General features: G+C 68.7%; 16 protein-coding genes. 5 read left to right on the forward strand and 11 right to left on the reverse strand.

Features of this window, described 5'->3' with window-relative positions; translation table 11 throughout:
- Positions 1-55 precede the first annotated feature (55 nt).
- A complete protein-coding gene (locus tag ACQ754_RS08295) occupies positions 56-1,729 on the reverse strand; it encodes a DUF4382 domain-containing protein (protein WP_440996539.1) in 1,674 nt (557 codons plus the stop codon).
- Between the two features lie 135 nt (positions 1,730-1,864).
- A complete protein-coding gene (locus tag ACQ754_RS08300) occupies positions 1,865-3,094 on the reverse strand; it encodes a Bcr/CflA family multidrug efflux MFS transporter (RefSeq protein WP_440996540.1) in 1,230 nt (409 codons plus the stop codon).
- 131 nt (positions 3,095-3,225) lie between these two features.
- Between ACQ754_RS08300 and ACQ754_RS08305 the strand changes: the two genes are divergently transcribed.
- A complete protein-coding gene (locus ACQ754_RS08305; protein WP_440996541.1) occupies positions 3,226-4,113 on the forward strand; it encodes an NAD-dependent protein deacetylase in 888 nt (295 codons plus the stop codon).
- Positions 4,114-4,120: 7 nt separating this feature from the next.
- Here ACQ754_RS08305 and ACQ754_RS08310 read toward each other — a convergent pair whose 3' ends face one another.
- A complete protein-coding gene (locus ACQ754_RS08310) occupies positions 4,121-4,732 on the reverse strand; it encodes a DUF924 family protein (RefSeq protein ID WP_440996542.1) in 612 nt (203 codons plus the stop codon).
- Positions 4,733-4,810: 78 nt separating this feature from the next.
- On the opposite strand from ACQ754_RS08310, the gene ACQ754_RS08315 reads away from it, so the two are divergent.
- Entirely contained in the window at positions 4,811-5,242 is a 432-nt protein-coding gene (locus tag ACQ754_RS08315) for a VanZ family protein (protein ID WP_440996543.1), read from the forward strand.
- Here the strand turns inward: ACQ754_RS08315 and ACQ754_RS08320 are convergent.
- The 7 genes from ACQ754_RS08320 to ACQ754_RS08350 form a co-directional block, all read right to left on the reverse strand.
- The gene (locus ACQ754_RS08320; protein WP_440996544.1) at positions 5,221-8,847 is read right to left on the reverse strand and encodes a hydantoinase B/oxoprolinase family protein; all 3,627 of its coding nucleotides are present in this window, start codon (positions 8,845-8,847) and stop codon (positions 5,221-5,223) included. The genes ACQ754_RS08315 and ACQ754_RS08320 overlap by 22 nt on opposite strands.
- An 87-nt stretch (positions 8,848-8,934) precedes the next feature.
- Entirely contained in the window at positions 8,935-10,236 is a 1,302-nt protein-coding gene (locus ACQ754_RS08325) for a TRAP transporter large permease (protein WP_440996545.1), read from the reverse strand.
- Positions 10,237-10,731: a TRAP transporter small permease gene (locus tag ACQ754_RS08330; protein WP_440996546.1), complete on the reverse strand. Its 495-nt coding sequence runs from the start codon at positions 10,729-10,731 to the stop codon at positions 10,237-10,239.
- A 50-nt stretch (positions 10,732-10,781) separates the two neighbouring features.
- Positions 10,782-11,750 carry a TRAP transporter substrate-binding protein gene (locus ACQ754_RS08335; protein ID WP_440996547.1) on the reverse strand — a complete coding sequence of 323 codons (969 nt, stop codon included), beginning with the start codon at positions 11,748-11,750 and terminating at the stop codon, positions 10,782-10,784.
- A 119-nt stretch (positions 11,751-11,869) separates the two neighbouring features.
- Positions 11,870-12,334 (reverse strand): copper chaperone PCu(A)C, encoded by a 465-nt coding sequence (locus ACQ754_RS08340; protein ID WP_440996548.1) that lies wholly within the window; start codon positions 12,332-12,334, stop codon positions 11,870-11,872.
- Positions 12,335-12,413: 79 nt separating this feature from the next.
- Positions 12,414-15,002 carry an ATP-dependent chaperone ClpB gene (gene clpB, locus ACQ754_RS08345; RefSeq protein WP_440996583.1) on the reverse strand — a complete coding sequence of 863 codons (2,589 nt, stop codon included), beginning with the start codon at positions 15,000-15,002 and terminating at the stop codon, positions 12,414-12,416.
- 82 nt (positions 15,003-15,084) lie between these two features.
- Complete coding sequence (locus ACQ754_RS08350) at positions 15,085-16,017, reverse strand: LysR substrate-binding domain-containing protein (RefSeq protein ID WP_440996549.1); 933 nt, start codon at positions 16,015-16,017, stop codon at positions 15,085-15,087.
- A gap of 143 nt (positions 16,018-16,160) precedes the next feature.
- On the opposite strand from ACQ754_RS08350, the gene wrbA reads away from it, so the two are divergent.
- Genes wrbA through ribA form a run of 3 tightly spaced genes read left to right on the forward strand, consistent with a single transcriptional unit; the run spans position 16,161 to position 18,425 of the window.
- Positions 16,161-16,763 carry an NAD(P)H:quinone oxidoreductase gene (gene wrbA / locus ACQ754_RS08355; protein WP_440996550.1) on the forward strand — a complete coding sequence of 201 codons (603 nt, stop codon included), beginning with the start codon at positions 16,161-16,163 and terminating at the stop codon, positions 16,761-16,763.
- A 52-nt stretch (positions 16,764-16,815) separates the two neighbouring features.
- Entirely contained in the window at positions 16,816-17,772 is a 957-nt protein-coding gene (locus ACQ754_RS08360) for a glutathione S-transferase family protein (protein WP_440996551.1), read from the forward strand.
- 35 nt (positions 17,773-17,807) lie between these two features.
- On the forward strand, positions 17,808-18,425 hold the full coding sequence (gene ribA / locus ACQ754_RS08365; protein ID WP_440996552.1) for a GTP cyclohydrolase II: 618 nt from the start codon (positions 17,808-17,810) through the stop codon (positions 18,423-18,425).
- 15 nt (positions 18,426-18,440) lie between these two features.
- On the opposite strand, the gene ACQ754_RS08370 is transcribed toward ribA, so the two are convergent.
- Entirely contained in the window at positions 18,441-19,214 is a 774-nt protein-coding gene (locus ACQ754_RS08370) for an MBL fold metallo-hydrolase (protein WP_440996553.1), read from the reverse strand.
- Positions 19,215-19,297: the final 83 nt, after the last annotated feature.

Raw genomic sequence — 19,297 nt, forward strand, 5'->3', positions numbered from 1 at the left:
GGGGGACACGGCCCCGAACGGGGCCGCGTCCCGGTGCAGGACTCAGGCGTGTGGCTTAGTCGTCATCCCGGTCGGGAGGACCCACGCCCTCCGGCGGGCCGCGACGCCCGTCATCATCATCATCGTCCTCGTCGTCATCCTCCTCATCGTCCTGGTCATCGTCGTCGTCATCGTCTTCGATGGCCTCGTCGCGGCCCATGGTGATGGCGATGATCCGCTCTGCCTCGAAGTAGCTCTCACCGTCACTGCCGAAGGCCTTGATATGGGTCCGACCATTCGCGTCGAGGGTGGTGAGATCCGGCGTGGACACACGGCCCCGGCCGCTGACGATCAGCGCCCCGCCGTCGACCAGGCGCACCCACGTCGCGGTGCCATTGACGTCGACCTGGATGGTGTCGGCGGTATCCGCGGCGATCAGATCACCCTCGAGCCGTGTGGGGGCGCTCTCACCGTCGTCGTCCCCCTCGGCAGGGGCCGTGCCGAGATCCCCGTCGTCGGCGTCCTCATCGTCCTCATCGTCCTCATCGTCGTCACCGCGGAGGATGACCAGGCTGGCCCGTAGCGGGTCGTCGATCACACCCTTCACCGTCAGTGGCCGGCCGTCGGCGATGGCATCGCGGGAGAGTCGGTCGCCGTCTCCGTCGACGACGGGCGTGGTGTCGGCCAGGGCAATCGCGCGACCGTTACGCAGGGAGAAAATGCCTTCCTCATTCACCGGGCCAGCGGCAACCCCGCCACGCGTGCCGATGGTGGGGCGGGTGCCCAGGGTGATGCTGAATGCCTCGAGCTGGCGGCGGCCACTGTCCTCGTCGCGGTCGAGCTCACCGATGGCGATCACCGCATCACCCTCGACCAGGGTGGCGAGCTCGATGCTCGAGCCCAGCGTGTCGAACACCGCCGTGTCCTCCTCGCTCTCCACCTCAACACAGGCACGATCGGAGGCCTGTGCGGACGGGCAGACCAGCAGCTCGTCATCATCCATGAACCGCCGTATCGACCCGCTGACGCTGATGATCGGCGTATCATCGTCCTCCGCCATGCCGTCATCGCCGTTTCCGTCGGCGAGTTCGTCGTCGTTGGTTCCGTCGTCCGCGTCGTCGCCGTCCTCCGCGGGTGCCGTGCCGTCGCCAGGGGTGTCCTCCTCGTAGGTGTTGACCAGGACCACCGGCCGGAAGAGGCGCTCTCCGGTGCCGGTCTCCACCACGAGCAGGGAGTTGTCGGCGTCGATGTCGAGCTCCAGGTACAGGGTGTTGTCCTGACTGACCCGCAGCGCCTCATCGGGAACGAGGTCGATATGGCCGCTCGGCAGCCGTGCCTCCACCGGGGGCTCTTCGGTGTCCTCGTCCACGAGCTCCACGCGATCCGCGTTTAGCCGTACCTTCTCGTATTCGCCCACCGGGACGTCCTCGGCCACGGTCAGCAGCTCCGAGTAGTCCCGTAGCGCCAGGATGTCCAGGGTCCGCGGCTCGTCGAGCAGTGAGATGGCCTCTTCGTCGCTGTCCTCCCGCGGCAGCAGGGTGATGCCGGTGACCGTGACGTTGATCTGCTCGTAGATGTCCGTGGGCGCGTCCGTGAGCAGCACCGCGACGTTGCCGCCGCTGTCGGTGCTCCCGTCGGCATCGGCGGTCGCGGCCGTATCACCGCCACCACCGCCACCACAGGCCCCCAGCAGCAGGACCGAGGCGGCCGTCAGGCCCAGCCCCAGGTTGCGGAATCGAAAGAGATCCATGGGCTTCCCTCCTTTTGGTGTTATCGCCAACAGCCTCCGCCTTCGACACACACAGCGACAAGGGCTGTCGCGCTTAGTTGCGACGGGCCGCACGGCGACGGCGTTAACGGGTTGTCGGTAGTCGGCGACAGGGCATCAGCCGGCGGAGGAGGGGCACTGCGGGGCCGGCGCGGGGCGGTCGCTGAGCAGCAGATAGGCGGCGGCGAGAACGCTGATCCCCGCGCAAAAGCTCATCACTACAGCCATGTCCGCGGCCGCTCCGATCCCCACCAGCGCGGTCATTCCGCCGGCGGCGGCCCCGAGACCAAACTGGAAGAAGCCGAATAGGGCGGAGGCCGCGCCGGCGTGGTCCGGATAGGAGTCGAGCAGGCCGGTCACGGTGTTGGCGCCGACCAGCCCCACCATGCCGACGGCGAAGAACAGCGGGACCGCCACCCCCGCGAGGCCGCCGAAACCGCTCAGGGTGGTCGCCAGCAGTGCCAGGCTGCCGGTGAAGGTCACCGCCGCACCGAAGGCGAGCAGGCGCCGGTAGCCGAAGCGGCGCACCAGCACCCCGTTCGCCAGGTTGGCGGCCACCAGCCCGAGGACGTTCAAGGCGAAGTAGTAACCGAAGGCCCGGGGGCTGACGCCGTGGACCTCGATGTAGAGGAACGAGCTACTCGCCACGTAGGCGAACAACGCACCGAAGGCCATGCCGCCACAGAGCAGGTACGCCACCGAGGCCCGGTCGCGCAGCAGGTGGGTGTAGGCCACGAAGCGGCGGCCCAGGCCATCGCGGCCGCGGCGTGCCCGCCCGTTGGTCTCCGGTAGGGCCCCCGTGACCATCGCGAGGCAGACCAGCCCGAATCCCGTCAGTACCCAGAAGATCCCCCGCCACCCCACCGTGTCGACGATCTGGCCGCCGAGCAGGGGTGCGATCAGCGGGGCCACCGCCATCACCAGGATGACGAAGGACATCGCCCGTGCCGCCTCGGCGCCGTGGTGGACATCGCGGATGATGGCACGGGAGACCACCGGGCCGGCCGCCGCGCCGAGCCCCTGGAGCAAACGGCCGGCGAGCATCTCCGGCAGGCTGGTGGCGACGGCGCAGAGCACGCTCGCCACCAGGTAGACGAGGATGCTGAACGCGAGCACCGGCCGGCGGCCGTAGCGGTCGGAGAACGGGCCGTAGATCAGCTGGCCGATAGCGAGGCCGATGAAGAACAGGCTCAGGCTCTGTTGCGCCGCCGCCGCGGAGGCATCGAGCTCCCGCGCGAGCCCCGGCAATCCCGGCAGGTAGAGGTCGATGGACATCGGCCCGAACGCGGTAAGGAGGCCAAGGATGGCGATCAGGCCGATCCCCCTGGAGACGCGGGTACGCAGCATGGGTGGCTACCGGCGGGAAAGCTGAAATAGGACAGTTAGCATAGCACCTATCATGGGGACGTCCGGGCAAGGGGACAACCCTGCCGCGTTTCCGTATATCCTTGGGGGAGTGACTACTCGGAGGTGTGCCCATGTCCGCGGCCACGGCCTTGCGTACCCGTTTCCCCGCTGCCGCCCGCATGCCCCCTCCGGCCCGGGAGGGCGGGTCCGGTGAGCTCGCGGGGCTGTTGCGCTCGGGGCGGGCGGTGGTGCTCACCGGTGCCGGCTGTAGCACCGGCTCCGGGATCCCCGACTACCGGGATGCCGGAGGGCGCTGGAAGGGCCGCCAGCCCATGCAGTACCAGCAGTTCCTTCGTAGTGCGGCGGGGCGCCGGCGCTACTGGGCACGGAGCCTGCTCGGTTGGCCGCGGGTGGCCGCGGCCACGCCCAATGCCGGCCACCGCGCACTGGCATCGCTCGAGGCTTACGGTGCGGTCACCGGGGTCATCACCCAGAATGTCGATGGGCTCCACGGGCGTGCCGGCAGCCGGGTGGTGGTGGACCTCCATGGCCGCCTCGACCGGGTGGAATGTCTTGATTGCGGCGCCATGGGCGAGCGTGACGCCTTCCAGGAGCGCCTGTGGATCGCGAATCCGCAGTGGGGCCGTCTCGCCGCCGGCGACGCCCCGGATGGAGACGCCGATCTCGACGGCGTCGACTACGACCGCTTCCGGGTGCCGGGCTGTGGGCGTTGCGGCGGCGTGCTCAAGCCGGCGGTGGTGTTCTTCGGGGAAGGGGTGCCCCGGCCCCGGGTGGATCGGGCCATGGGGCTGATGCAGGCGGCGGACACCCTGCTGGTCGCCGGTTCCTCGCTAATGGTCTGGTCGGGGTATCGCTTCGTCCGTGCGGCCCGCGAGCGCGGCATGCGCGTGGTCGCCGTGGGCCTGGGCCTCACCCGTGGCGAAGCGGAGCTGGATTTCCGGGTCACGGACGACTGTGCCACGGTGCTCGCGGGCCTCGCCGACGCGCTGCCGGCGTAATTTCGGGTCAGTACGGCTGCTCGGCGGTCGCGAGGAATTCGGCCTCCGCTGGCGTGGAAGGGCGAGCGAGTACGGCATTGCGATGGGGGAAGCGGCCGAAGCGCAGGATCACCTCCCGGTGCCGGCGCGCCGCCTCGGCGGAGCGCTCGAAGGGCGGGCGTTGCGCCTCGGGCATCTCCGCGGCCAGGGTCTCGAACAAGGCCACCGACCGATCCTGCACCGGCAGGGATTCGGCATGCATCATCGGCATGTACAGGAACAGCCGTTCCACCGGGCGCAGCTCCCGCGCCTCGCCGCGGGATTGTGCGTTCAGGCTGTGGGCCAGGGCCTGCCGGTCGCTGGCGTAGGCCTCCGGATTGGCCCGGTAGAGGTTGCGCGGGAACTGATCGAGCAGGAGGATCAGCGCGAGCCGCCCGCGCGGGGCGTCCGCCCAGTGCTCCAGGGCCCCTTCGCGGGCGCTCGCCACGGATTCCCGGAACCGTGTGTCGATATCGTCGTCCAAGGCGGGATCGGCGCGAAACCACAGCGACGCGCGCTCCGCCGCGATCTCGCCGTCGCTGCGCCGTTCGGCATCCACGCCGAACCAGTAGTCCAAGATGGCCCGCGCCTGATCGTCCATGGCTTCATTGTGCCCGCCGGGGGCACGGCCGTGCTACCGTCGCGGTCCATGCTCTCAATCGTCACGGAGGAGACCCGTTTGGCAGCCCCGAACCCGTTCCCGGGCCCCCCTGCGCGGCCGCTGCGGTATCCGTGGCTATGGCGGGGCCTGGCCCTGCTGCTGCTAGCGGCAGTGGTGTGGCTGTCGCTGACGCCGTCACCACCGACCCCGCCGGCGGCACTGTCTTGGGATAAGGCCCAGCACGCCCTGGCCTACGTGATCCTGGCCTGGTCCTTCGGCCAGGTCTGGCCGCGCTCCCCGGCGCGTGTGGCCGCCGGCCTGATCGTCATCGGCGTACTCATCGAACTGGCCCAGGCCGCTACTTCCGCTCGCGTGATGGAGGGCGGCGACGTCCTGGCCAACACCGCCGGGGTGCTGGGCGGCACGGTGCTCTGTCATACCCCACTCGGTGGCGTCTTCCACTGGCTGGAGCGCCTGCTTGCTCCCGGTCATTCCCGGGGCGGCCCGTAGCCGCCGCCCCCCGGGGTTTCGATCACCACCACGTCACCCGCGTCCACCTCGGTACGATCCGTGCCCTCCAGGTAGTCGCTGCGGCCGTCACCGCGCTCCACCCACTGGCGCCCGAGCGCCCCGGGCTCGCCGCCGGCGAGCCCGGGCGGTGCCACCCGGCGGGAGTTGGAGAGGATGGCCACGGTCATGGGCTCGTTGAAGCGGATGCGGCGCACGGCCCCATCCCCCCCGTGATGGCGGCCGGCCCCGCCGGATCCGCGGCGGACGCCGAAGCCGTCGAGCCGCACCGGGAAGCGCCACTCCAGCACCTCCGGGTCGGTGAGCCGGGAATTGGTCATGTGCGAGTGCACTGCGCTGGCGCCGTCGAAGCCCGGGCCCGCGCCGGTACCCCCACACAGGGTCTCGTAGTGCTGGTAGCGCTCGTTGCCGAAGGTGACGTTGTTCATCGTCCCCTGGGAGGCGGCCTGCCGGCCGAGCGCGAGGTACAGCGCATTGGTCACCACCTGGCTGACCTCGACGTTGCCGGCGACCACGGCCGCCGGGTAGCGGGGGTTGAGCAGGCAGCCCTCCGGGATCACCAGCTCGACGGGCTGCAGGCAGCCGTCGTTCAAGGGGATATCGTCAGCCACCAACGTGCGCAGTACGTAGAGCACCGCCGCGCGGGTCACCGCCACCGGGGCATTGAAGTTGCTCGACTGCGCCGCGCTGGTCCCGGTGAAGTCCACCCGGGCGCTGCGGCCGGCACGGTCTACGGTGACCGCCACCCGGATCGCGGCGCCGTTGTCCATGGGGAGCTCGTAGTCGCAGTCGTCGAGGACGTCGATGACGCGGCGGACCTGCTCCTCGGCATTGTCCTGGACGTGGTGCATGTAGGCGTGCACCACCTCCAGGCCGAACTGGGCGATCATCCCGCGTAGCTCCCGGGCGCCCTTTTCGTTGGCGGCGATCTGGGCGCGCAGGTCGTTCAGGTTTTGCTCGATGTCGCGCACCGGATAGTCGCCGCCGGTGAGCAGCTCACGGACGGCGGCCTCGCGGAAGCTGCCGGCCTCCACCAGCTGGAAGTTGTCGATGAGCACCCCCTCCTCTTCGATGCGGCTGCTGTCCGGCGGCATGGAGCCGGGGGTGATGCCGCCCACGTCGGCGTGGTGGGCTCGGGAGGCGATGTAGAACAGCACCCGCTCGCCGGCATCGTCGAACACCGGCGTGACCACGGTGATGTCAGGCAGATGGGTGCCCCCGTGGTAGGGGTCGTTCAACATGTACACGTCGCCGCGGCGCATGCTATCGCGCCGGCGCTCGGCGATGGCGCGCACGCTCTCGCCCATGGAGCCGAGGTGCACCGGCACGTGGGGGGCGTTGGCCACCAGATTGGCGTCCGGGTCGAAGACCGCGCAGGAGAAGTCCAGGCGCTCCTTGATGTTGGCGGAGTAGGCGGTCTTGCGCAGGGTCACGCCCATCTGCTCGGCCACGGACATGAACAGGTTGTTGAACACCTCTAGCATCACCGGGTCCACGTCGGTGCCCACAGCCACCCGTGCCGGCCGGGCCTCGACGCGCTCCATGACCACATGATTGCGGGGCGATACCGCCATCGCCCAGCCGGGCTCGATCACGATGGTGGAGACCGGGTCACGGATGATCGCCGCTCCGGTGACGCGATCGCCGGGGAGGAGTTGTTCGCGGTCGTAGACCGGGGTGTCGTGCTCCGCGCCGGCCATGTGGGTGGTGACCCGGGCCAGGACCTCCGGCGCCCCGGCCTCCCGGGGCGCGAGCTCGGGCTCGTCGTCCAGCGCCCCGCTCTCGGCGGTGAGCTCCACGGTGGCGGCGGCGATGAGCAGCCGCTTGTGGGGCATCACGAAGCCGAACTGCTGGCGGTGCTCCGCCTCGAAGGCGGCCCGGACGGTGTCGGCCGCGGCCAGGTCCACCTCCAGCGTGGTATCGGTGCCCTCGTACTTGGCGTGCAGGCGGCGGCGCGCGCCCACCCGTTCAGGGTCGCAGCCCTGGTCGGCGAGCTCCGCGCGGCCCTCCGCGGCGAGGTCCTCGAGGGTGGTGGTGACGTGTTCGAGCAGGGCGTCGTCCAAGGGGGCATCCACTGGCATCTCCCGCAGGGTGGAGAGATCCGCCAGACCCATCCCATAAGCGGAGAGCACGCCGGCATGGGGGTGGATGAGCACCCGCTCCATGCCCAGGGCGTCCGCCACCAGGCAGGCGTGCTGGCCGCCGGCACCGCCGAAACAGTTGAGGGTGTAGCCGGTGACGTCGTGGCCGCGCTGCACCGAGATCTCCTTGATGGCGCTGGCCATATTCTCCACGGCGATGCGCAGGAACCCTTCCGCGACCTCCACGGCCGTGCGCTCGTCGCCGGTGGCGGCGTGGATCTCTGCGGCCATCTCCGCGAAGCGTTCATGGACCACATCGGGATCCAAGGGCTGATCCGCCTCGGGGCCGAAGACCCGGGGGAAGAACTCCGGCTGGAGCTTGCCGAGCATCACATTGCAGTCGGTCACGGTCAGCGGTCCACCGCGGCGGTAGCAGGCCGGTCCGGGATCGGCGCCGGCGGAGTCCGGGCCGACGCGGTAGCGGCTGCCGTCGAAGTGGCAGATGGAGCCGCCGCCGGCGGCGACGGTGTGGATCTGCATCATTGGCACGCGCATGCGGATGCCCGCGATCACCGTCTCGAAGCTGCGCTCGTACTCGCCGGCGTAGTGGGAGACGTCGGTGGAGGTGCCACCCATGTCGAAGCCGATGACGCGCTCGAAGCCGGCCATGGCGGCGGTGCGCACGCTTCCGACGATGCCGCCGGCGGGTCCGGAGAGGATCGCGTCCTTGCCGGCGAAATAGCGGTGCTCGGTGAGCCCGCCGTCGGATTTCATGAACATCAGTCGGGTGTCGCCGAGCTCCGCGGCCACCTGGTCGGCGTAGCGGCGCAGGATGGGGGAGAGGTAGGCGTCCACCACCGTGGTGTCGCCACGGCCGACCAGGCGCATCAGGGGGCTTACCTCGTGGGACATCGATACCTGGGTGAACCCGATCTCGCGGGCGATGGCGCCGAGCCGCGCCTCGTGCTCGGTGTAGCGGTAGCCGTGGACCAGGCAAATGGCGATCGCCCGGATGCCGGCGTCATAGGCCGCCTGCAGGGAGGCACGAACGCCCCCCTCGTCCAGGGGCTCGATCACGCGGCCGTCCGCGCCGAGGCGCTCGTCGACCTCCACCACCTGCTCGTAGAGCAGCTCGGGGAGCTCGATGTGCTGGGCGAAGATCTCCGGCCGCGACTGGTAGCCGATCTGCAGGGCGTCGGCGAAGCCCCGCGTGATCGCGAGTACCGTGCGCTCACCGCGTCGCTCGAGCAGGGCGTTGGTGGCCACTGTGGTGCCCATCTTGACGTGCTCGAGTTGCTCGGCGGGGATGGGATCGTCGCCGTCGAGCCCGAGCAGCTCGCGGATGCCTTGCAGAGCGGCGTCCCGGTAGCGTTCCGGGTTCTCGGAGAGGACCTTACGGGTGAGCACCGCCCCGTCCGCCCGCCGGCCGATGACGTCGGTGAAGGTCCCACCACGGTCGATCCAGAACTGCCACTGTCCGCTGCCTTGCGCCTCGCTTCGGTTCATCGTCTCCGTCCGTTTCGTGCTTCGTCCTCCCTGGCGGCTGGCGGCGGCGATCCCTGTTCGCCGGTGTGGTCCTCCATTCTACGGCATTCAGCGGGACATCCGTTGCGGCAGCCAGGTGGCGATCTCCGGGAAGGCCACCAGGATGCCCACGGCGACGAGGAGCACCAGGAAGAAGGGCAGGGAGGCGGCGGCGATGCGGAAGATGTTCTGCCCGGTCAGCCCCTGGAGGACGAACAGGTTGAACCCTACCGGCGGGGTGATCTGGGACATCTCCACCACCACCACCAGGAAAATGCCGAACCACAGCGGGTCGATGCCCGCCGCCTGCACCATGGGCAGGATGATGGACGTAGTGAGGACCACCACGGAGATGCCGTCGAGGAAGCAGCCCAGCACCACGAAGAACACCGTCAGGGCGGCCAGCAGCGCCAGGGGTGAGAGGCCCATTTCCGCGATCCAGGCGGCGAGTGCCCGGGGTATCCCGGTATAGCCCATGGCCGTGGTCAGGAACGCCGCCCCGGCGAGGATGAACACGATCATGCACGAGGTCCGCGTCGCCCCCATCAGTCCGGCACGGAAGCTCCCCCAGTCCAGGCCGCCGGTGAGCGCGGAGAGCAGTAGGGCGCCGGCGACGCCGACGGCGGCGGCCTCCGTTGGGGTGGCCAGCCCGGCGTAGATGGAGCCGATCACCCCGACGATCAGCGCGAGCACCGGGATCAGTCGGGTGGAGGCGCGCAGACGCTGGCCCAGCGGCAGGGCGGGGTCCGCCGGCGGGTTGCGGGCCGGGTGCAACAGCGACCACGCCACCACGTAGCCCATGAATAACCCGACCAGCAGCAGACCGGGGAGCACGCCGGCGATGAACAACCGGGCGATGGAGAGCTCGGCGCTGATGCCGTAGACGATGAGGATGATGGACGGCGGGATCAGCAGGCCGAGGGTCCCGGAGCCCGCCAGGGTGCCGATGACCATGCGATCGTCATAGCCGCGGGCGCGGAGCTCGGGGATGGACATCCTCCCGATAGTGGCCGCGGTGGCCGCCGATGAGCCGGAGACGGCGGCGAATACCCCGCAGCCGAGGATGTTGACGTGCAGCAGCCGGCCGGGGAGGCGCCGCAGCCAGGGCGTGAGGCCCGCATACATGTCCTCGGACAACCGCGAGCGGAACAGGATCTCGCCCATCCAGACGAACAACGGCAGCGGCGCCAGCGACCAGCTGGACACCGACCCCCAGAGGTTGGAGCCCAGGATCAGTCCGGTGGGGGAGCCGGTGAACTGGCTGATGGCAACCCAGGCCACGGCCATCAGGCTCACGGACACCCACACGCCAGCGCCGAGCAGCAGCAACAGCAGTGCCACCAGGATCGCGCCGGTCTCCAGGGTCCCCATTCAACCGTCCTCGGCGTACAGGGGTGGTTTGCCGCGGAGCATGCGGGCGAGGTTGTCGGCCAGCGACAGGGTGAACACCGCGAGACCGGCGGCCATGGCGGACTGCGGGATCCACAGCGGCACTGCGAGCAGCCCCGGGGAGACGTCGCCGTAGGCGATGGAGCCGCGCACCAGGTCCACCGCCCACCAGCTGGCGTAGGCGCTCATCGACAGCGCCACCGCCACGCAAAGGATCTCCAGCGCCCGTGCTGTACCCGCCGGCAGGTGCTCGATGAGCACTCGTACCCGGATGTGGCCGCCGTGATTGAGGGTGTGGGCCAGCGCGAGGAACGTGGAGGCGGCCACGCAGAAGCCCGCCAGCTCGTTGGCGGACGGTACGGAAAACCCCAGTACCCGGCCCACCGTCTGGGCGAGGATCAGCACGGCAATGGCCGCAAGGCATAGTGCGGCGGCCACACCGGCGCTCAGGTAGAGCAGGTCGAGTGCTCGGCGCATGTACTCGGCCCATCAATTGGGGGGAGGATGGGGCCAGTGGCCCCACCCGCTTACTGGCGGTAGGCCTCGATGATGGCCTCACCATCCGCGCCGGTCTTCTCCAGCCACTCGTCCGTCATGGTCGCGCCGATCTCGTTGAGCCCGGACATCAGCGCCTCACTCGGCTGGAGGACCTCCATGCCGTTGTCCTCGAGGATCGCCTTCTTCTCCGCGGCCTCGGCGCGGCTCATCTCCCAGCCCCGGGATTCGGCCTTGGCGGCCGCCTCGAGCACCGCCTCGCGGGAGCCCTCGTCGAGCCCACCGAAGGCCTGCTCATTCACGATGACCATGTTCTTGGGCAGCCACGCCTGGATGTCGTAGAAGCGGTCCACGAAGTCCCAGGCCTTGGAGTTGGCACCGGTGGACGGCGAGGTGATCATCGCCTCGACGATGCCCGTGGAGAAGGCTTGGGGGATCTCCGGCACCTCCACCTGGGTGGCCACCATGTCCGTGAGCTCCGCCAGCCGTGAGGTAGTTGGGTTGTAGGCACGGAACTTCAGCCCCTCCAGGTCCGAGACCTCGTCCACCTCCCGGGAGGTGTACAGGCCCTGGGCCGGCCACGGGACCGCGTAGAGCAACCGAATCCCGTCGTCGGCCAGTCGTTCCTCGATGGCGCCGCGGGAGGCCTCCCAAAGCCGCTCCGCGTCCTCATAGCTGGTGGCGAGGAAGGGGATGGAGTCGACGGCGAAGACCTGGTCCTCGTTGCCCAGGAGGGAGATGAAGACCTCCCCCGCCTGGACCTGCATGGTCTGCACGGCGCGCTTGATCTGCGGGTGTTTGACCAGCGAGCCGGCGGAATGGACGGTGATCTCCAACTCGCCATCCGTCGCCTCGGCCACGTCCTCGGCGAATTGCTGGATGTTTTGGGTGTGGAAGGTGGCATCCGGATACGGCGTCGCCATGTTCCACTGGGCGGCGCCCGCCGTGCCGGTGCCCAGCGCCAACGCCAGCGTTGCCGCAATCGCCTTACTGCGTTCCATGACTGCTCCCCTTGCCTTTGGTTGCGACGGTGCCCCGCCGGCGGCGGGGCGGTGTCTTTCGTTATCGCCGGCCCGGCGGCTCGGTCGGGCCGCCCCGCGCAGTATAGCGTTTCAATGCCTCAGTGATCAGTGCCCGGGCCTTCGGCGTCCAGGGCCTCGACCTGCACCTCCACTTCCACGGGGCCCGCCTGCTCGAAGACGAGGGTCAGCGGGAAGGTGCTGCCCTCCTTTAGGCCCTGCTCCAGGCCCATGAGCATGACGTGGTAGCCGCCGGGGACGAGCTCCAGGGGTTGGTCGGGGGTGATGGCCACCTGCGCCACGTGGCGCATGGTGCGGTTGCCGTTCTCGCTGACGGTCTCGTGGAGCATGGTGTTGCGCGCCACCGGCGATTCCACGCCGATAAGCCGGTCGCCGTCGCCCTCGGCGGTGACCCGGAAATACGCGGCGCCCGCCTGGGAGGCGGGCGGCGTGGCCCGGGCCCAGGGCGCTTCGACGGTGATAGCGCCGGCGCCGAACTCGGCGGCGTGGGCGGTGCCCAGCGCCAGTGATAGGACTGCGGCGGCGGTGAAGAGTCGCTTCGTCATGATGCTCCCTGCTTGCTGGCAGTATTGCGCGTGCCGGCGACGGGCGGGGGGACCCCGCCCATCGTCCCTTTCGGTGGGCTCAAGCCTCGGCGGTCTCCCGTGCCTTGTCAAAGGTCAAGGTCTCGCCCTCGACGTCCACGCGGATCACCTCGCCCGGGGCGAAGGTGCCGCTCAGGATCTGCTGGGCCAGCGGGTTCTCCAAGCGCTGCTGGATGACCCGCCGCAGCGGCCGGGCGCCGTAGACGGGATCGAAGCCCGCCTCGCCCAGCTTGTCCAGGGCCGCCTCCGAGATCACGAGACCCAGATCCCGCTCCTTGAGCCGCTGGCTCAGGTAGGCGGTCTGAATCTCGGTGATCCGGCGGATCTGGCGCCGATCCAGCGGATGGAAGACCACCACGTCGTCGATCCGATTGATGAACTCCGGTCGGAACTGCTGGCCGACCACGTCCATGACCGCCGTCTTCATGGCCTCATAGCCCTCGGCCGCCTTGTCCTGGATGAGGTGCGAGCCGAGGTTGGAGGTCATCACGATCACGGTGTTGCGGAAGTCCACCGTGCGCCCGTGGCTGTCGGTGAGGCGGCCGTCCTCGAGGACCTGCAGCAGGATGTTGAACACATCCGGGTGCGCCTTCTCCACCTCGTCGAGGAGGATTACCGAGTAGGGCTTACGCCGGACGTGCTCGGTGAGGTAACCGCCCTCCTCGTAGCCCACGTACCCCGGGGGCGCGCCCACCAGCCGCGCCACGGAGTGCTTCTCCATGAACTCCGACATGTCGATCCGGATCATCGCCTCCTCGGTGTCGAAGAGGAACGAGGCCAGGGCCTTGCACAGCTCGGTCTTGCCCACACCGGTGGGGCCGAGGAAGAGGAACGAGCCGTTGGGGCGATTGGGGTCCGACAGCCCCGCCCGGGAGCGGCGGATGGCGTTGGAAACGGCCTCCACCGCCTCCTGCTGACCGATGACGCGCTCGCCCAGGGCCTCCTCCATGCGCAGGAGCTTCTCCCGCTCGCCTTCGAGCATTTTGGAGACCGGGATCCCGGTCCACTTGGAGACCACCTCGGCGATCTCTTCGTCGGTCACCTCGGTGCGCAGCAGGGTCTGCTCGCCGGTCTCCGCCTCGGAGGCCCGCTCGAGCTGGCGCTCCAGCTCCGGGATGCGGCCGTACTGCAGCTCCGACATCCGCCCGAGGTCGCCGGCGCGGCGGGCGGTCTCCAGCTCCAGGCGCGCCTGCTCGAGCTGCTCCTTGATGCTCTGGGTGCCCTCCACCGCGGCCTTCTCGGAGTTCCACACCTCCTCGAGCTCGGCGTATTCGCGCTCCACCTGCTCGAGCTCCTCGTCCAGGGCGGCGAGGCGCTTGCGCGAGGCCTCGTCGGACTCCTTCTTCAGCGCCTCGCGCTCGATCTTGAGCTGAATGCGCCGCCGGTCGAGGCGGTCCATCTCCTCGGGCTTGGAGTCGATCTCGATGCGGATGCGGCTCGCGGCCTCGTCCACCAGGTCGATTGCCTTGTCCGGGAGATGCCGATCGGTGATATAGCGGTGCGAGAGCGTCGCCGCCGCCACGATGGCCGGGTCGGTGATCTCCACCCCGTGATGGACCTCATAGCGTTCCTTCAAGCCGCGCAGGATGGCGATGGTGTCCTCGACGCTGGGCTCGTCCACTAGCACCTTCTGGAAGCGCCGCTCCAGGGCCGCGTCCTTCTCGATGTTCTTCCGGTACTCGTCGAGGGTGGTGGCGCCGATGCAGTGCAGCTCACCGCGCGCCAGCGCGGGCTTCAACATGTTGCCCGCGTCCATGGAGCCCTCGGCCTTGCCGGCGCCGACGATGGTGTGGATCTCGTCGATGAACAGGATAATCTGGCCCTCCTGCTTGGCCAGGTCCTTGAGCACCGCCTTCAGCCGCTCCTCGAACTCGCCGCGGTACTTCGCCCCGGCCACCAGGGCGCCCATGTCCAGGGACAGCAGGCGCTTGTCCTTGAGTGCCTCGGGTACCTCGCCGTTGATGATGCGCTGGGCGAGGCCCTCGACGATGGCGGTCTTGCCGACGCCGGGCTCGCCGATGAGCACCGGGTTGTTCTTGGTACGGCGCTGGAGCACCTGTACGGTCCGGCGGATCTCGTCGTCGCGGCCGATCACCGGGTCCACCTTGCCCTGCTCGGCGCGCTCGGTGAGGTCGATGGTGTACTTCTCGAGGGCCTGGCGTTGGTCCTCCGCGTTGGGGTCGGAGACGTTCTCGCCGCCGCGGACCTGCTGGATGGCCTGCTCCACGGCCTGCTTCTCCGCCCCCGCCTCGCGCAGGATGTTGGCGGCGTTGGCACGCTTGTCGTCCACTAGGGCGAGGACGAAGAGCTCGCTGGAGATGTAGGCGTCGCTGCGCTTCTGGGCGAGCTTGTCGGTGACGTTGAGCAGACGCCCGAGCTCGTTGGATACCTGCACCTCGCCGCCGGCGCCCTCCACCTGGGGCATGCGGTCGAGGGCCTCGCCGAGCTTGGAGCGCAGATAGTTGACGTTCACCCCGGCGTGCTGGAGGAGCTGGCGCACGCCGCCGCCCTCCTGGTCGAGCATGGCCACGAGCAGGTGCTCGGGCTCGATGAACTGATGGTCCCGGCCGACGGCGCGGCTTTGGGACTCCGCCAGGGCCTGCTGGAATTTCGTGGTGAGCTTGTCCATCTGCATGGGCGCAAATCCTCTTGAATCCTATTGCTCGCTATGCCCTCACAGATGGGGTGGGCGCGGTGCGATTGCAACGCCCTCAGCGCCCGTTCGGCGCGATCCGCTCCCAGGCCCAGGGTGGTGGCGCACCGCCGAAGCACTCGGCCAGGAAGTCGATGAAGGCACGGACCTTCGCCGAGACGTGGTGGGTGTAGGGGTAGATGGCGTGGACGGCGAGCTCGGGGGTGCGGTAGGCGGTGAGCACCCGCTCGAGCCGCCCCTCGTCCACGGCGCGGTGGGCGATGAAATCCGGGGTGAGCACCAGCCCGCTGCCGGCGGCCGCGGCCTCCACCAGCAACTCGCCGTTGTTGGCCTGGAAGCGTCCCTGCACGGGCACCCGATGCTCGTCGCCCTCGGGTCCGGTGAGCCGCCATTCCCGGGTGCTGCGGCCGTAGGCATAGATCAGGCAGGGGTGGCGGGCGAGATCCGCCGGCGTCTCCGGGCGGCCGTGGTGGTCGAGGTATTGCGGGGCCGCGCAGATCCAACCCTCCGAAGGGGCGATACGGCGGGCGATGAGGCTGGAGTCGCGCAGGGCGGTGATCCGGATGGCCACGTCGTAACCCTCGTTGACCAGGTCCACGAACCGGTCATTCAGGGTGACGTCCACCGACAGCTCCGGGTAGCGTTCCAGGAACGCGGGCAAGGCCGGGGAGAGGTACTGCAGGGCGAAGGATACCGGTACATTGACCCGGAGCAGCCCCCGGGGGCGCGCCTGGAGGTCGCCCACCGCCCGTTCCGCCTCCTGCAGCTCCTCGAGGATACGCCCGGCGCGTTCGCGGAACCGCAGCCCCGGTTCGGTGAGGTGTAGCCGCCGGGTGGTGCGGTTGAACAGCCGCACCCCGAGGTGCTGCTCCAGGGTCTTGATCTGCTTGCTGACCACGGACTTCGACAGGTCCAAGCGCTCCGCCGCGGCGGTGAAGCTACCCTCCTCGGCGACGCAGACGAACGCCTGCAGGGCGGCGAAACGATCCATGGCATGCCCCTTCGGCAGTTTGCTGACGTTAGTATGATCGACTGTAGTCCATTTGGAAACAGTTTTTCCATTCAGCGCTATATTGTTGCGATGAGTTGTCAGTTACGCTCCCTGCACTCATAACCGCAAGGGAGATAACCCCCATGACCCGTGTACTGGTCCTCTACTACAGCATGTACGGACATATGGAGACGATGGCGGAGGCCGTAGCGGCGGGTGCCCGCGAGGTCCCCGGCGCCGAGGTCACCGTCAAGCGCGTCCCCGAGACCATGCCCGAGGACGTGGCCCGGAATGCCGGCGCCAAGCTCGATCAGGCGGCGGCGGTGGCCGAGTCCGCCGAGCTCGCCGACTACGACGCGGTGATCTTCGGCACACCCACGCGATTCGGCAACATGGCGGGGCAGATGCGCAACTTCCTGGACCAGACCGGTGGGCTGTGGGCCAAGGGCGCCCTGGTGGGCAAGGTGGCCAGCGTGTTCACCTCGACGGCCACCGGCGGCGGCAACGAGAGCACCATCCTCACCGTCTGGCCGACCCTGGCCCACCATGGGATGGTCATCGTGGGCCTGCCCTATGCCAAGGGCCAGGAGCTATTCGACATCAGCGAGACCCGCGGCGGCTCCCCCTATGGCGCGGCCACCATCGCCGGTGGGGACGGCTCCCGTCAGCCCAGCGACAAGGAGCTTTCCCTGGCCCGGACCCAAGGGCGCCACGTCACCGAGATCGCCGCGAAGCTCGCGGAATGAAGCCGATCGGGCGCACCCCGGTGTGCGCCCGGTGGCGCGTTGTGGAGGAATCATGGGACTGTTGATTGAAGGTATCTGGCACGACCAGTGGTACGACACCGATCGTACCGGCGGGCGTTTCGAGCGGCCGCAAACCGTGTTCCGGGACTGGGTTGAGCCGGATCCGGCCGCACGCTTCCCCGCCGAGCCCGGCCGCTACCACCTCTACGTCTCCCTGGCCTGCCCCTGGGCCCACCGGGTGCTGATCCTGCGCCGGCTCAAGGGGTTGGAGGACGTCATCGGGGTATCCGTGGTCCACCCGTACATGGGGGCGCAGGGCTGGCACTTCGGCGACTACCCCGGCGCTACCGGCGACCGGGTCAACGGTTTCGACTACTTGCATCAGGTCTATACGCGGGCGCAGAGCGACTACACCGGCCGGGTGACGGTGCCGGCGCTGTGGGACAGCCGCGAACAGACCATCGTCAACAACGAGTCCGCGGATCTCGTGCGCATGCTCAACTCCGCCTTCGACGCCTGGGGCGACGCCTCCCGGGATTTCTATCCGCCGGAGTTGCGCGGGGCCATCGATGCCATCAACCCCTACGTCTACGATCGGATCAACAACGGTGTCTACAAGGCCGGCTTCGCCACCGCCCAGAACGCCTACGAGGAGGCCGTGACGGCGTTGTTCAGCGCCCTCGACGAGCTGGAGGCGCGGCTCGGCGGTCAGCGCTACCTCGCCGGCGAGCGCATCACCGAGGCGGACTGGCGGCTGTTCACCACCCTGGTGCGCTTCGACCCGGTCTATGTCGGGCACTTCAAGTGCAATATCCGGCGATTAGTGGACTACCCCAACCTCTGGGCCTACACCCGCGAGCTCTACCAGTTGCCGGGGGTGGCGGAAACGGTGAACCTGGACCACATCAAGCGCCACTACTACACCTCGCACCCCCATATCAATCCGAGCGGGGTGATCCCCGCGGGGCCGGAGATCGACTTCACCGCCCCGCATGGGCGCGGCCCGTGATATGGTTCCATGTTTTACTGATCATTTACGGAACCATGAGCGATCGATCCAAGCACAGCGCCGGGGCCGTCCATGTGGGGGCGGCCCGTCTCCCCACCCGCTGGGGGGCATTCATCATCCACGGCTTCGAGGAGCCCGGCCGGGACCATGAGCACGTCGCCCTGGTAATGGGGGAGGTGGAGGGCGTGGAGGCGGTGCTGGTGCGGGTGCACTCCGAATGCCTGACTGGCGATGCCCTGTTCAGCCAGCGTTGCGACTGCGGCCCGCAGCTCGAGGCGGCGCTGGAGCGGATCGGCCGCGAGGGCCGTGGGGTGTTGGTGTATCTCCGCCAGGAGGGCCGGGGGATCGGGCTGCTGAATAAGATCCGCGCCTACGGGGTCCAGGATCGGGAGGGTGCGGACACCGTGGAGGCCAACGAGGCCCTGGGCTTCGCGGCGGACGCCCGTGACTACACGGTGGCCGCGGACATGCTCCGCTATCTCGGCGTGCGCTCGGTACGCCTGCTCACCAACAACCCCAGCAAGGTCACGGGCCTCGAGGCCGCTGGTGTGCGGGTGAGCGAGCGGCTGGCCCTGCACGCCGGGCGCAACCCCCACAATCACACCTACCTGGAGACGAAGGCGGCCAAGTTCGGCCACCTCTTTGAGGAGTGAGGACTGGGCACCGCTTCAGAGCGGGACCCGATAGCTGCCCTCGTCGAGTAGGTCGACCCCGCACTCGAGCTGCTCGATCCAGTCCAGGAAGCGATGGATCATTTCCCTTCCCTTGAACGGACGCCCGTGCTGCGGTACGAGCCAGTCGATGTCCATGCCGCGCACCATCCGCGCCCATAGCCGGCACGCCCGGTTGGCCGTCATGTAACGCTGATGGAAGCCGCGCATGGTGGGGATATGGGCCTCGAAATCGGTCACCGGCTCGCCGGGATGATCGTCCACTAGGGAGGCCCCCATATCCCCCGAGAACAAAATCTTCGCCTTCGGGTCATAGAACTGGAAGTTCCCCACGGAGTGGAGGAAATGCGCCGGAACGGCCTTGATCACGGAGTCGCCGAGTGGGACGTTACCCCCCTGGTCCTCCAGCCCGATGATACGATTGGCGATGCGCGCGCTCTGGTAGGAGGGCACCAGGTGGGGCAGGAAGCGGGTCCACAGCCGCGAGCAGACCACCTTGCAGTCGGTGTACATCAGCCAGCGGTCCAGGGAGGCGATAATGTCCGGATCCTGGTGGGAGGCGAAGACGTACTCCATGTCCTTGATCCGGATCTGGCGGCCGATGGTTACCGACAGCGGGGTGTAGGTGAGGTCGCCACCGGGATCGATCAGCCCCGCGTGATCGCCATCCAGTATCAGGAACTGGTTCGACTGTATGCCGTGTTCCCCGGCGACCAGGGTGTCGAAGGTGTAGCAGGCGTGGTGTCCGTCGTTATAGAGCTCGATTGACATTTCGCGTTTCCGATCCTCAGGGCTGTGCCTCGGCAGTTCTTTCGCAGTGCCCGCTGCCGACTGCCGCCAAGGCTATCGTTTCA

The organism is Arhodomonas sp. SL1, from assembly GCF_052060015.1.
Lineage (GTDB): Bacteria > Pseudomonadota > Gammaproteobacteria > Nitrococcales > Nitrococcaceae > Arhodomonas.